This is a genomic window from Burkholderia sp. 9120, assembly GCF_000745015.1.
Lineage (GTDB): Bacteria > Pseudomonadota > Gammaproteobacteria > Burkholderiales > Burkholderiaceae > Paraburkholderia.
Window position 1 is genome coordinate 41,253 of sequence record NZ_JQNA01000002.1, and the last position, 13,988, is coordinate 55,240.

Annotated in this window: 13 protein-coding genes and 1 pseudogene; 6 read left to right on the top strand and 8 right to left on the bottom strand. The window is 63.0% G+C overall.

The window, feature by feature from the left end:
• The first annotated feature begins 14 nt into the window (after positions 1–14).
• The 4 genes from FA94_RS08565 (at position 15) to FA94_RS08580 (ending at position 3,681) form a co-directional block, all read left to right on the top strand.
• Positions 15–1,634, top strand: coding sequence for a methyl-accepting chemotaxis protein (locus FA94_RS08565; RefSeq protein WP_051980485.1), 1,620 nt, complete (start codon positions 15–17; stop codon positions 1,632–1,634).
• A 158-nt stretch (positions 1,635–1,792) separates the two neighbouring features.
• On the top strand, positions 1,793–2,551 hold the full coding sequence (locus FA94_RS08570) for a class II aldolase/adducin family protein (RefSeq protein ID WP_035561658.1): 759 nt from the start codon (positions 1,793–1,795) through the stop codon (positions 2,549–2,551).
• 273 nt (positions 2,552–2,824) lie between these two features.
• A complete protein-coding gene (locus tag FA94_RS08575) occupies positions 2,825–3,226 on the top strand; it encodes a hypothetical protein (RefSeq protein ID WP_051980486.1) in 402 nt (133 codons plus the stop codon).
• Positions 3,223–3,681 (top strand): hypothetical protein, encoded by a 459-nt coding sequence (locus tag FA94_RS08580; RefSeq protein WP_035549686.1) that lies wholly within the window; start codon positions 3,223–3,225, stop codon positions 3,679–3,681. The genes FA94_RS08575 and FA94_RS08580 overlap by 4 nt, the downstream gene beginning before the upstream one ends.
• 71 nt (positions 3,682–3,752) lie before the next feature.
• On the opposite strand, the pseudogene FA94_RS08585 reads toward FA94_RS08580, so the two are convergent.
• The 8 genes and pseudogenes from FA94_RS08585 to FA94_RS08620 all read right to left on the bottom strand — a co-directional run bounded on the left by FA94_RS08585 (position 3,753) and on the right by FA94_RS08620 (position 11,818).
• Positions 3,753–4,654, bottom strand: a pseudogene (locus FA94_RS08585) (c-type cytochrome).
• A 32-nt stretch (positions 4,655–4,686) separates the two neighbouring features.
• Positions 4,687–5,364 carry a c-type cytochrome gene (locus FA94_RS08590; RefSeq protein WP_051980487.1) on the bottom strand — a complete coding sequence of 226 codons (678 nt, stop codon included), beginning with the start codon at positions 5,362–5,364 and terminating at the stop codon, positions 4,687–4,689.
• Positions 5,365–5,529: 165 nt separating this feature from the next.
• Entirely contained in the window at positions 5,530–6,549 is a 1,020-nt protein-coding gene (locus tag FA94_RS08595) for a substrate-binding domain-containing protein (protein ID WP_081936327.1), read from the bottom strand.
• A 63-nt stretch (positions 6,550–6,612) separates the two neighbouring features.
• Positions 6,613–7,404, bottom strand: a complete 792-nt coding sequence (tetH, locus tag FA94_RS08600; RefSeq protein ID WP_035549693.1) for a thiosulfate dehydrogenase — start codon at positions 7,402–7,404, stop codon at positions 6,613–6,615.
• Positions 7,405–7,599: 195 nt separating this feature from the next.
• The gene (locus FA94_RS08605; protein ID WP_035549696.1) at positions 7,600–8,535 is read right to left on the bottom strand and encodes a CobW family GTP-binding protein; all 936 of its coding nucleotides are present in this window, start codon (positions 8,533–8,535) and stop codon (positions 7,600–7,602) included.
• Positions 8,532–10,190 carry an amidohydrolase gene (locus tag FA94_RS08610; protein ID WP_035549700.1) on the bottom strand — a complete coding sequence of 553 codons (1,659 nt, stop codon included), beginning with the start codon at positions 10,188–10,190 and terminating at the stop codon, positions 8,532–8,534. The genes FA94_RS08605 and FA94_RS08610 overlap by 4 nt, the downstream gene beginning before the upstream one ends.
• A 20-nt stretch (positions 10,191–10,210) precedes the next feature.
• Positions 10,211–11,596 carry a sodium:solute symporter family protein gene (locus FA94_RS08615; protein ID WP_035549702.1) on the bottom strand — a complete coding sequence of 462 codons (1,386 nt, stop codon included), beginning with the start codon at positions 11,594–11,596 and terminating at the stop codon, positions 10,211–10,213.
• A gap of 12 nt (positions 11,597–11,608) precedes the next feature.
• On the bottom strand, positions 11,609–11,818 hold the full coding sequence (locus FA94_RS08620) for a DUF3311 domain-containing protein (protein WP_035549705.1): 210 nt from the start codon (positions 11,816–11,818) through the stop codon (positions 11,609–11,611).
• Positions 11,819–12,138: 320 nt separating this feature from the next.
• On the opposite strand from FA94_RS08620, the gene FA94_RS08625 reads away from it, so the two are divergent.
• Complete coding sequence (locus FA94_RS08625; RefSeq protein WP_035549708.1) at positions 12,139–12,543, top strand: nuclear transport factor 2 family protein; 405 nt, start codon at positions 12,139–12,141, stop codon at positions 12,541–12,543.
• A gap of 18 nt (positions 12,544–12,561) precedes the next feature.
• Entirely contained in the window at positions 12,562–13,977 is a 1,416-nt protein-coding gene (locus tag FA94_RS08630) for an NAD(P)/FAD-dependent oxidoreductase (RefSeq protein ID WP_035549711.1), read from the top strand.
• Positions 13,978–13,988 lie beyond the last annotated feature (11 nt).

Below are 13,988 nucleotides of genomic sequence, written 5' to 3' on the forward strand. Positions count from 1 at the left end.
CAAGCGACAACCCCATGCGTGAAAATCTCCCGGTCACCGATGAAGAGTACGTGCTGTCCGAACTGGACGTGATCATCACCCGCACGGACCTGACGGGCAACATCGTCTATGCCAATGAAGCGTTCCTGCGCAGCAGCGGCTATCCGCACGCCGAGGTGATCGGCAAGCCGCAGAATATCGTCCGCCATTTGGACATGCCCGAGGAAGCGTATCGGGATTTGTGGGAGACCATCGGCGGCGACCGGCCGTGGACCGGCGTGGTCAAGAATCGCCGCAAGCAGGGCGGCTATTACTGGGTGCTCGCCAATGTCACGTCGGTGTTCGAGAAGGGCGAGAAGGTCGGCTATATGTCGGTGCGCACGAAGCCGTCCAGCGAGCAGATCGCGCGGGCCGACCGCCTGTATGAGCGGCTCAATTCGCCGTCCGGCCACAAGCTGCGCCTGTCCGGCGGAACGGTGATCCGCACGGGCGTGGCCGGTGTCGCGGACCGCTTGCTGCGCCTGCCGGTCAATCTGCGCGTGTGGGCCACCATGGCGATGTTGATCGCCGTGATCCTGCTGCAAACGCTCGTCGCGAGTGGTTGGGTGCTGCCGCAGGTGCCGCCGCTGTGGCAGACCTTGGTGCTGGCCGGCGTGGGAACCGGTATCGCGCTTGCCTGCGGCGTCTATCTGACGCGCAATTTGCTGATGCCGCTGCAGGCGCTCAACGCAGGCGCGTTGAGCGTGCTGAACGGCCACATCCAGCAGCGCTTTCCGGAACGCGGCGACGCGCAGACCCGCATGCTCGGCCGGATGCTGAACCAGATGAACGCGAAGCTGGTCGGCGTGCTGATCGACGCCAAGATTTCAATCGATGCGATCCGCGACAAGACCCACGAATTCGTGCGCGGCAATAGCGATCTGGCCACCCGCACCGACGAACAGGCGAGCGCGATCGATCAGACCACCGCCAGCCTCGCCGAGATCACGGAGACGGCGGAACAGAACGCGCTCGGTGCGGAGCGCGCCAATACGTCCGGGCGGCAGACGGCGGAAACCGCCGAAGTCGCGGCCGGCGAGGTGCAGAAGACGGTCGCCGTGATGGAGCGCGTGCGCGAGCATTCGCGCAAGATCTCGGACATCACGTCGGTGATCGACGCGATTGCGTTTCAGACCAATATCATCGCGCTGAACGCGTCGGTGGAAGCGGCGCGCGCGGGGCAATACGGGCGCGGCTTCGCGGTGGTGGCCTCCGAGGTGCGCAGTCTCGCGCAACGCGCGGCCGGCGCCGCGAAGGAAATCAAAACCTTGATCGAAACGTCGCTGCATACGGTCACCACGGCCTCGCAAACGGCGGCGCGCGCCGGCGAGACGATGAATACCGTCGAGCAGACGGTCACGCAATTGACCCGCACGCTGTACGACATTGCGCTCGCGAGCCGCGGCCAGAGCGTGCAGATTGCGCAGATCAACGAAGCGGTCGGGCAGGTGGCCGGGCTGACCCAGCGCAATGCGGCGCTGGTCGAGCAGTCGGCGGTGGCATCCTCCGATCTTCAGCAACAGACGCAGTCGCTCGAGTCGGCGATGAGTATTTTTCATTTGCGCAGTGAGACGCGCGGTGAAGAGCGTAGCGAGGAAACGGCCGAAGTCGCGTAGAAGGCCGGCGGCGTTGTGAGTCCACGTGGCGTAGGTGTCGATCGGCCGGCGCTAGCTGTCGCAGTACACTGGCGCCAGCAATCCGTGAAATCACGGCATCGACGCAATGGAGGCACAACGTGACGCAAGTTCAAACGCAAGACGCGACGCATGCGGGGCTGCAACAGGAGGCATCGAAGTCATCCGAATGGGAGGTACGCTGCGAACTGGCGGCGCTATACCGTTTGATGGCCCATCTGAAGATGTCCGATCTGATCGACACGCACATCACCGCGCGCGTGCCGGGCGAGCCCGGTCATTTTCTGATCAACCGCTACGGCGTGTTGTTCAACGAAATGCGGGCGTCGGACCTGGTGAAGATCGACGCAGAAGGCCGCGTGGTGGAACGCGATCCGGACCCGGTCCGGCATCGCGTGAACGTGGCGGGCTTTGTGATTCATTCGGCGGTGCATGGCGCGCGCGAGGACATGCATTGGGTGATCCATGTGCATACCGCCGCGAGCAGCGCGGTGTCCGCGCAGGAAGACGGCTTGCTTCCGATCAGCCAGCATGCGCTGCGTTTCTATCGACGGCTCGCGTATCACGACTACGAAGGCATCGCCCTCGACACGGCCGAGCGTGAGCGTCTGGTGGCGGATCTCGGTGCGCACAAGGCCATGATGCTGCGCAATCACGGCGTGCTGGTCGGCGCGCCGAGCGCGGCGGAAGCGTTCAGCCTGATCTATTTTCTCGAACAAGCGTGCCGCATTCAGATCGGCGCGATGGCCGGTAACGCGCGTCTGCGGGTGCCGGACGCGGCGGTTTGCGAGAAAACGGCGAAGCAATTCGATGCGGCCGGTGAATACGACTTGATGGACCTCGCCTGGCAGGCTGCGCTGCGGCTGATCGGCGATCAGGCCGCCGCGTATCGAAGCTGATAAAAACTAATCCGGTAACCGGGCCGCGCATTGCATTAAATGCGCGGCCCGGGTAAAAAATACAGTTCATTCAAAAACGTTCATGCCGAATTGATCTGGCCAGAATCGATCTGATTCGCTCTAAAAATCCCCATTCACATTTCATCCGACCTCGCTATAATCCGAACGCCTGCATTTTTGGCACTTTACCTGCGCGAGCGCGATGGGCTTTTTGACGGGATGCCGACATCGCCATAAAAACGGACGCCGTCACACGGTTAATGGACCACGATAATGGCTGCCGCACAAAATATCAAAACGCTTTGTCAGAATCACTGGACGCAATGGAAAGCCGACTGCAGCGGCTTTCTGAAAGCCGTCGCCGCCGACCTCGACGTCACGTTGACGGGCGATGCAAATAGCATTGTCGACCAGATGGGTCGCTCGCCGTGGCTTCAACTCGGCGCGGATGCGGATAAAGCCGTTGCCTATGCCGGATTGAGTTATCTGGTGGTTGCCGCATTGAAGGCGACCCATCATGGCCATGTGGCGATTATCATGCCGGGTCAATCCAAACCCTATCCGCTTGCTTACTGGGGCCGCTATGGCGGCATCGGCCGGCAGAATACCGCGATTAACTTTTCGTGGAACCATGCGGATCTCACGAACGTGCAGTATTACGCCATCAAGCCATGAAACAGCATTTCGTCAAGCAGGTAGCGATTATCGTCGCCGGTCTGGTGGTGGCCGCACCGGTTGCGTTCGCGCAGACGTGTCATTACAGCGAAGTCGATCCCGGCAAGGGGAAGGTTAGCGCCGGCGAGTTGTCGATCGATCTCGGGCAAAGCGACGGCTCGGATAACCCGACCGCGTGGCTGGGGCCGGTCACCGTCACGCATGCGAGCGGCGAAGCGTGTTCGGTGGATCCGAACGTGAGCATCGTCGAACGTCCGCTGTACACGAACGGCAAGCAGCTGCTCGTTTCCGCGTACTCGGGTAGCGAACAGAACGTCTATGCGATCGATGCGGCGACCTGCAAGGTGCGGTGGAAGAGCGAGTCGTTTTCGGGGCGCGTGAAGCTGACGGGGAATCGGTTGCAGTTGGGTAAGCGCAGCGTGAAGCTGGGGGAAGATTGCACGCCGGTGCGGTGAGTTTTAAGGGGGGAGCGGTGGGGCGTGATTGTGATTCGCGATCCACAAACCGCCCCGTCACGACCCGCCCCTCACGGCGTCCCCAAAACGCGCCCATTCACCTTCTGCCCATACATCGACAGCGGCGAGTCGTGGAATTTCGCGCGCGTTGCCGCCACCGATCCCACAAAGCGCGGATCCTGCGGCCGCTCATGACTGTCCATGAACGTCGCCGCGTCCCACGCTTCCTGATCCGTCAGCGTTCCTCCGAGTCCCAGCGGCATATTCGCCTTGATGAAACCCGCGGCGTTCTGAATGTCGCCCATGCCCGCGCCCCAGTTGAACGAATGCGCGCCCCACAGCGGCGGGAAAACCGTCGCGCCGCCGCTGGATTGCCCCTGGCCGTCCGCGCCGTGACACAGCGCGCAGTGCTGCGCGTAGATCGCACCGCCTCTCGCGTAGTCCGCTTTCTGCGCGGGCGCGGGCAGTTTCGGATAGCCTTGCCCCGCCAACTTCGTACCGACAGGCGCGCCTTTCGCGAGCCAGTACGCGTAGCTTTCGAGCGCCACGAGAATCGGGTCGCCGAGCGGCGGCGCCTTGCCGTTCATGCTGTACTGAAAGCAGCCCTGCATGCGTTCGGCAAACGAGTTCACACGATTGTTCTTGGCGCGGTAGGCCGGATACAACGGATACGCGCCCCACAGCGGACTGGAATCCGCCTTGCGTCCCGCATCCAGATGGCAGCTCGCGCAATTGAGCGTATTGCCGACGTACTTGCCGGCGAACTGCGTCGTATGGGTAAAAATCTGTTCGCCGAGTTTGACGGATTGGCCGAAGCCATCCGTCGGCAGGGTGGATTCGGCGGGGGCGTGAACGGTTTTTTCGCGGGCGATGCAGCCGCGCTCACTGACGGTGCCGACGCAACGGCAGGCGCACTCCCGTCAGCAAACGCCACGCTCGAAGCCACACTCAACACCGCGCTCGACGCACCCATCAGCGCCATGCGAACCAGGCTGTTTCGATCGATCATGGCTTGCTCCCATTTGCCGACTTGCCCGCGCCGGTCACACCCACGCTCACGCCGGCATAGTAGTCGGCCACCGCCGTGATATCCGCGTCGGACAGTTTGCTCGCGACCACGGGCATCAGCGCCATCGGTCCAGGCGGACGCTTGCCGTCCTTCCAGTTATGCAATTGACTTGCGATATAAGCAGCCGGCTGCCCGGCCAACGGCGGAAACGTCGGGGCCACGCCGATGCCGCCCGGTCCATGGCATTGCACACACGCGGGCAGTGTCTGATCCCAGCGTCCGCGCGTGGCGATCCATGCACCGACATCGGCCGGCGTAACGGAAGCGCTGTCAGACGCTTTGATTCCGGCAGGCGCGGGCAAGCCGGCGAAGTAACTCGCGACCGCCGAGCGTTCGCTCGCGGTCAACAGCTTGGCCATGGGTTGCATGATCGGGTTCGGACGGGTGCCTTCGGCGAAGGCCGTCAACTGGGTCGACAGATAAGCGGCGCTCAGGCCGGCGAGTCGCGGGAAACCTGCCGCCGCGTTGCCTTCGCCTTTCGCACCGTGGCAGCCGATACAGGCCGCGACACCTTGTGCGGTGCCATGAGTGGCAATGTTTTGCCCAGCGCTAGCCTCGGTCGCCTGAGCCGCGGGCATGACCGATAACGTCGATGCCACGCTCACGGCCAGCATCGCGCAGGCACGCCGTAAATGGATGATGGAATCGTCCACATCGTCTCCTACGATTTGTCGTTTTATGTTCTTACGCAGGCTTCTGCCACTTCCGCCGCTTGCACCGCTTCTGCCTGGTACGCGGACAACGTTCGCCTGTGGGGACGCCGTGCTCGCGAAAGCGCTTCATTCTGCGCTCGAAGGATCGGCGGCGCTCGACTTCGAAGCCGCTTCATCATACTTCCCGAAGCCATAGCGCTGGAAGATATCGAACGCCTCGGGCGAGCGCAGAAACGCCAGCCACTGACGCGCCGCTTGCGGATGCGCCGCACCCTGAACCACGGCGCCGGCATAGATGGCCGTCGTGTTCTCGGCGGCCGGAATATCCACATGCTCCAGCGGATGCCCGATCTGCTCCTGGAACAGCGCTTCCGATTTCCACACCACGCCGGCATCCGCACGACCCTGCATCAGAAACAGCGCGGTTTCGCGATGATGAATATGCGTCAGCTCAGTCGACCCCGCCCGCACCTTGTCGCCGTACACGGTAGTCGCCAGCGCCTCGCCACCGGCCTTGACCAGCGACGCATTGATCTGCCGCGTCACGCCTTCGAACTCGGGGTTCGGCATGGCGAGACGCAAGCCGGGTTTCCCCAGATCATTGAGCGAGCTCACGTGTTGCGGGTTGCCTTGACGAACCATGATCGTCAACTGATTGGTCACGTACGGTACGGCGGGTCCGGTGAGCGTGCCGTCCGCGATCAGCGCCTTGACCTTCGCGAGCCCGGCGAAGTAGGCGTCGGGCTTGACCGTCCACGTCATATTGCCGACGGTGATCGTGCCGCCGGCCTTGATCTGCTTGACCAGCAGGCCGGGCGGAATCGTTTCCCAGTAGATGCGTCCGCGAAACTCGGGGTGATCCTGCTCGAAGCGGGCCACCAGCGGCGCCATCGCAAAGAAGTAGTTGCCGCCGACGAACAGCACCAGCTTCGGCGCCGTGAGGTCGCCGTGAAAATCGGCCAGCACGTCGACCTGCGGGACCGTGAATTCCATGCCGCGATTCACGGCGTCGTTGTTCGCACCGTGCTGCCAGGGCGGGAAGAGGTTCGGGTTCGAAGCAGGGCCTGGGCTCGCGTCTGGGCCTGGCGTAGCAGTCGCTGAAAACGCGCCAGTTGCCACGCAACACAACGAGACCGCCAACGTCATCCGCACGAACCGTCGAAAGCCCTGCGACGCGCTGAGCGCGTAACTAAACGGCATGACGACCCCCTACGCGATGTAGTGAAACCCGGCCTGCTGAAGTTCGACCAGCGTGGCCACCGCGCCTGGTGTGACGACCGCGCCTGGAATCACGTGGTTGGTCAGATCGGCCGCGAGCGCGTCGAGCGGCAGTTTGTCCGGATTCACGTTGGCGGCGTTCAGCCGGTCGGCCAGTTCCCAGATCGCGTTGTGGCACGACAGGAACACGACGCCGCGTTGCTGCAGCGCGGGAATGCAGTTTTCATGCGACGAAAACGCGCCGTCGGGGCTCTGATGATCCAGCGTGCCGCTGGCGGCGGCTGCCTTGTTGTCGAGTAACGAATTGGACGCGAACTTGCCGCCGCTCATTTTGGCGAGATCGTACTTGTCCCAGGCGAGCTGATCGAACAGCGCAAGATGCGCGGAACCGTGCGTGGCCGATACGGCCAGAAAATCCGGATGCCTGAACGACCAGATCTGCGCGTTCAACGAATTGCGCATCAGGTTGAGCCACGGGCCGGCAATGTCGGTGTTGTCCCACGCCTGTTTCGGACCGGCGCGATAGCCGATCACTTCCGTTAGCGCCGCGTGATCCCACTGATCCGGGTGGTCGAGAATCATCGGCACCGTTTTGAAGTCGCGGCGCCGTGGCGCGGCGGCGAGGCGCCGGGTCAGCTCGGTGAGGTTGGCGGCGCCGTCGGGCAGCAGCGACGCGGCGCCGGCCGCGAGCGCCTGCGATGAGCCGCCCGCGCTCACGATCGCCGTGCCGGCAGCGACGGCGAAGGTCTTCAATGCATTGCGGCGGGTAGTGTTGTTAGTCATGGTTATGTCTCCAACCTGTTGTCCGAACCGTTCGCCGTCGTGGTTGGGGGTCGAGGTGAGTCCTCGCGCCCGACAAGCTGCGGCGTCGTTGTCGCGTGCCTAGTCTAGAGACATCCGTTCCATAAAAACAATCATAAAATCGGATGTGAAGTATTGGCGCGTCCGATCGTTCGTTCTGTTTTTCTCAAGACGCTGTCAGATTTCTGCCGCGCCGAGCGCGGCTCTCGCACGCGACTCCTCGTCCCGATCGAACATGCCGATCAGCACGATCAGCGACTCCGCCGCCGTTCGCGTGGGCGATGCCGTAATCAGCACACGACGGCCGACCACGTGCAATTCATGCAACGCACCGTCGCTGTCCAGACGCACGAAGCCCTTGGCGCGCAGCAGCTTCGCCGAAAAACTTTGCAGCGCTTCCTTGAGCTTGCTGCGACTCAGGCACGCGTCGGTGACGAAAGAGAAACTGCTCAGCGCTGCGAGCGTGGGTGTGGGCGAGGCAGCGGCGGACAACGGCGACCCGTCGTGACACCGGGCGGGCACGACCTGACGGTCGAAGATCAAACCGAGCGGCACCACGCCATGAACCGCCTCGAGCATGACGCGGCTATGCGCTAGCGCTTCGACACGCGTTCTCACGGTCTCGCGCGACGTCTCATCGAGCAGATCCATCTTGTTCAGCACGAGGGCCGTTGCACCTTCAATCTGCCGTTGCGCGATATCGCCGACATATGGATCGGCAAGCGTCGCCTCGATGCGCTCGGCATCCACCAGCACGACCACGCCGTCGAGCCGGAACGCCCGATCGAGCAAGCCAATCTGCGCGATGCGAACCGGGTCCGACACGCCGCTCGCCTCGATGATCAGCAGATCCGGCGGATCGTCGCGCGAGCTGATGGCGAGCAGCGCGTCGACCAGCCGTCCGCCGATCGAACAGCACACGCAACCGTTCTCGAGATTGATCACGTCGTCGGTGCGTTCGCGGATCAGCGCGGCGTCGATATTGATCGAACCGAAGTCGTTGACGAGCACCGTGATACGGCGCGTGCCGGCGTTCGTCAGGACGTGGTTGAGCAGGGTGGTCTTGCCGGCGCCGAGATAGCCGCCGATCACGACGAGCGGAATCGCGCTCATCCCACCGGCGCCTGGAAGACGCGGCCGCCGAGCACCGTGCCCCACACTTCGAGGTCTTTGAGTCTTTCCAGTGCGACCTCGGCGGGATCTTCAGCCAGTACCGCGAAGTCCGCGAATTTGCCGACTTCGATACTGCCCACCAGGTGATCCATCTTCAGCGTGTAAGCGGCGCCCAATGTGATCGCGCGCAATGCATCCGCGATCGGCACGCGCTCGCTCGCCCCGAGAATGCGGCCCGACGACGTCTCGCGTTGCGCCGCGCACCATGCGGTGAACAACGGATTGAGCGGCGTGATCGGCGCATCGGAATGAAACGCGAACGGAATGCCCAGACGTCGCGCGGATTCGGCCGCGTTCATGCGGTTCGCGCGATCGGCGCCCATGGTCTGCGTGTAGTGCGCGTCGCCCCAGTAATAAAGGTGATTCGAGAAGAAGTTGATGCACAGGCCGAGGCTCGCCGCACGCCCGAGTTGGCTCGCGTCCGCCATCTGGCAGTGTTGCAGCGTGTGCCGATGATCGCGGCGCGGATGGCGTGTCAGAAGCTGCTCGAACGCGTCGAGCACGAGTTCGGTCGCTTCGTTGCCGTTGGTGTGAACATGCAGTTGCAGGCCGGCTTCATGGAACGGCGTGAACACCTCGACGAACTGGCTCGGCGGAATCAGCCATAAACCGTTGGGCTTGCCGTTCAGATAGCCGGGCCATTTCAGCCGCGCGGTGAAGCCCTGAATCGATCCGTCGACGATGAATTTGACCGGCCCGAAATGCAGCTTCGGCGTCGCGGTTTTCATGGCGTCGAGCACCCGTTGCGCGCCGCCTTCGGGACTGCGTTGCGGCGCGAACGCGGGCATGATCCGCACCGGAAAATCCGCCGCCCCGGTGACGTCGCGCAGATTGCGATTGCCGCGTTCGGAGAAGTCGTTGACCAGATCGGTGGCGGTCGTCACGCCGGCGAGTTGCGCGACGCGGCCGAAATTCCAGATTGCCTCGACGCTCTCGCTCGCGGCGATCGACAAGCCGCCGCCGATCACCCGATACACGGGGAACATCGCCGCGAACTCCTGCAATTCGCCGGTGGGTTGCCCGCTGCTGTCCTTGTCGATACCGTCGATATCGGTTTCTTCGTCGATACCCGCGCGTTGCAGCATCAGCGAATTGACGTTCATCAGATGGACGCTCGCATGCAGGATCACGATGGGACGCTCGGCCGACACCGTGTCGAGTTCGCGTACGGTCAGACGCTGCGTGCCGAAGAAGATCGGATCGAAGCCCCACGCGAGCAGCGGCGCGTCGGCGGACGGCATGTCCGCTTGCGCTTCGCGCAAACGCTCGATCACCGCGTCCAGCGTTTTCAATCCCGGCCAGCGGCGGCCATCGGGGCCACGGCGGTCGTAGTAGCCGACGTAGACGGCGTCCCACATCGCGCCTTCCATCAGATGGCAATGCCCTTCCACGAAGCCGGGCATCAGCACCTTGTCGCGGAAGGTGTCGACGACGTCGGCATCGCCCCATTGCTTCACGTCGTCCGCGTCGCCTACCGACAGAATCTGGCCGTCGCGAATCGCGACGTGGGTGGCGTGGGGCTGCATCGGGTTCATCGTCACGATCTTCTTCGCGACGAACACCTGAGTCCGGTTTCGGTTATCTGACTGTGTCATGGGCAGGAATAGTGGTTCGGTCAGGGCAATGCATGCGCACGGCTCGCTTTCGCGGTGAGATTCACCGCGGTCAGCACCAGCAGATTCACACCGAGACACAGCAGTCCCAGATTGAAGCCGCCGAGGTCGACCTGCAGCATATACAGAATGACCGCCAGCACCTGTCCGGTCAACATGCCGCAAGCAATCGCGGCGGGCCGCACGCGCAGGCCGAACAGAATGATGATCACGCCCGGAAAGAACTGTGTGACGCCGTAGTAGGTGGTGTTGATCAGCGTGAGCATCAGATTCGGCGTGAGCAGCGTCATCACGATCGACACCAGCAGATACAGCACGATTACCACTTTCGCGCTTTTCTTCTGACGCGACTCGGGCATGCCGGGCAGCAGATTGCGCGTGACGATCGGACCGATCGCCAGACAGATGCCGGCCAGTACCAGCAACCCGGACAACGACGCGCCCGCGGCGACGAGCCCGAGCAGCCAGCCGGGCAGCAGACGGATCGCGGCGGCGAAGAACGCTTCGTTCGGCGACGCCAGTTGCAGGTTCTGGCTGATCGCATAGTAAGAGGCGACCACGAGGAACGGATACATCAGCATGTAGAGCGGCATGGCGACTTGCGTGCGGCGGATCGTGTTCGCGCTCTTCGCGGTGAAGAAGTTTTGCACCGCGAACGGCATCACGTAAAAGCCGAGCGACTGGAACAGCATGGTGCTCATGGAGAAGGTGAGCTGATGCGAGTTCATCCGGTTGCTCACATGCAGACTGGCTGCATGGAAGACGTCGGTCACGCCGGTTTCCATGGCCACCGCGACACCGGTCACGACGATCGCGGCGACCATCAGAATGTCTTTCAGCACGGCGATGTAGGCCGATGCGCGCACGCCGGCAATCGCGATATAGGTGAACGCGAGCAGCGCGGCGAACAGGATCAGATACAGCGGTTTGAAGTGCCAGCCGAGACCGTTCAACGCGGCGACGAGTCCGGTGAATTGCAACTCGCCCCATGGCAGCAGAAACACGATCGCCGAGGCGGCCACGATCAACTCCAGCGGACGGCTCTGAAAATGGCCCTTGAACAGATCGGGCAGCGTGATCGCGTTATAGCGTTTGCCCGCTTGCCAGATTTTCGGGCCGATGAAATAGCCGACTGGATAGGCCAGCAGAATGTAGCCGAGAAACCAGACGCCGTAGGTCGGTCCTTTCGCATAGATGCCGCCCGGAAAGCCGACCATCGTGCCGATGCTGTAGATCTCGCCGGCAGCCAGGAAGAACACCAGGTAAGCGCCGAACTGCCGCGACGCCACGAAGAAGTCATGCATGCTTTGCGGGCCGCGTCCCTGATTGGAACGGATCGCAAGATACAGCGAGAAAGCGATGAAACCGAGGAATACGGCGGTGGCCATCCGGACACTCCTTTAGCGGTTTTGCGGGTGGGACTCGTCGTGATGGCTGTCGAACACGCGCCAGCAGATCATCAGGCAGCCGGAAGTGAGAATGAACCACGCGAAGATCCACGCGTAGATGAACGGCACGCCGAACACGAAGCGGTCGACGGAAGCCACCCACGGCAGCAGGCCGATCACGCCCAGATACGGAATGCCGAGTCCGATAAAGAATTTGAGCACCTTGGTTCCTCGCGGATGAAGTCATGGATGATTAAGCGAGCCTGACCACCAGTGTTGCCGAACAAAAAAACAGAACCATAGAGCCAGTTGACGGGACTCGTTGAGTCCAATTCAGTGTACGCCGCAGAGGTGACGAAACCCCGACGGTGCGCCCCGTGCCACGCGGGAGCGCAAGCCGTGCCGTAGCGTGCTGCACCAGGCGAAAGCCCGGCACTGGACCTACCCGTCAGACAAACCCCCTGCCTACAATTTCCGCACGGATCGCCGGGTCGGTGGCGGCATCCCATGCGTGACCGAAAATCATCCAGGAGAAGAGCTTCATGGCTCAAACACAAACCGCACAACCGCAAGTCACGGCCGAGACGCTCGCCGCGTTTTCCGACGCCTTCAATCGTCACGACGCGCAGGCGTTGATGGGTTTCATGACCGAAGACTGCGTATTCGACGCGGCTGGCGGGCCGGAAGTCTTCGGCACACGTTTCGTCGGCAGGGAAGCGACGCGCGCGGCGTTCGAAGCGGTCTTCAAGACCTTCCCCGACGCGCACTGGGGGCAAGGCCGTCACACCGTGAACGGCGAGCGCGGCGTATCCGAATGGCTGTTCACGGGCACGCATGCGGAAGGCTGGCGCATCGAGGCGGAAGGCTGCGATCTGTTCGAGTTCCGCGACGGACTGATCGCGGTCAAGCGCGCCTTCCGCAAGGAACGTCCGAAGCAGAACGTTTGATGCTCACAGGAGCCGCAGATGGAGCACAGTGAAATCGAACGCGTCGCGCAGCGTCTGTCGTCGGAGCGCGAGGACGATACCCGCTACGATCCCACCTACGACCCGCTGGTGTCGCCCGGACCGGGCTGGGGCAAGCAGTACGCGCCGACCTACTGGGTGGCGACCGCCGGCACGCCGCCCGCCGACGACGGCCCGATTACCGCTGACGTGGATGTGGACGTGGCGATTATCGGCGGCGGGTATACGGGGCTCGCGACGGCGCTGTGTCTCGCGCGCGAGCACGGCATCAAGGCGGTGGTGCTGGAAGCCAACAAGACCAGTTGGGGCTGCAGCAGCCGCAACGGCGGGCAAGGGCAGAACGCGTCGGGACGGCTGTCGCGTTCGCAATGGATCGAGCGCTGGGGCAAAGACGTCGCGCTGAAAATGCACGACGAGATTCAGGAAGGCTTCGACAACTTCAAGTCGCTGATCGCGGAGATCGATTGCGATCCACAACCGGGTGGCCACTTTCTGATCGCGCACCGGCCGCGCATCATGCAGAAGCTCGCTGCGGAGGCCAAGGTCTGGAAGGACGTGTTCGGCTATCCGTCGGAGTTGATCGACCGGCAGACGTTTCAGCGCGAATATGTCAACGACGCGGAAGCGGCCGGCGCGCTGCACGAGCCCGAGGGTATCGGCATCCATGCGCTGAAGCTCGCGTTCGGCTATCTGCGGCTCGCGCGCGAAGCGGGCGCGAAGGTGCATCCGGCGAGTCCGGTGCTCGGCTGGGAGACCATCAACGGGATTCATCATTTGCGCACGCCGGGCGGCATGGTTCGCGCGCGCGCGGTGGGGATCGCGACCGGCGCTTATACGGCGCAAACGCTGCATGATTCGTTACGCAGTCGCATCATGCCGATCCTGTCGAATTCGATGGTGACGCGTCCGCTCACCGCGCAGGAAATCGCCGCGTGCAATTTCCGCACGACCCAGGTGCTGACGGATACGCGCACGCTGCGCTTTTACTATCGCTTTCTGCCGGATAACCGCCTGCAGATCGGCAGCCGTTCCGCGATCACCGGCGCCGATGCGCCGAATCCGCGCCACTACGAACTGCTGGTCGACGGCATGGTCCGCAAGTTTCCCGCGCTGCGCGGCGTCGCGATCGACTACTCGTGGTGGGGCTGGGTGGACGTCAGTCACGACATGATGCCGCGCGTGTTCCAGCCGGATCCGCGGGAGACGATCTATTACGCGCTGGGTTATGGCGGCAACGGCGTGTCGTATTCGCAGCAGGCCGGGCGGCGGCTGGCCGAACGTATTGCAGGGAAGGCAGCGAAGGAGACGCTGCCGATTTTCGCGTCGCCCTTGCCGGGGCATCCATTCGCGCCGTTCCGGCGGATCGGCCAGCGGGCGCTGTACCAGTTGTACTTCCGTCGTGACGAGAAGCCGTAACTCGCGTAGAA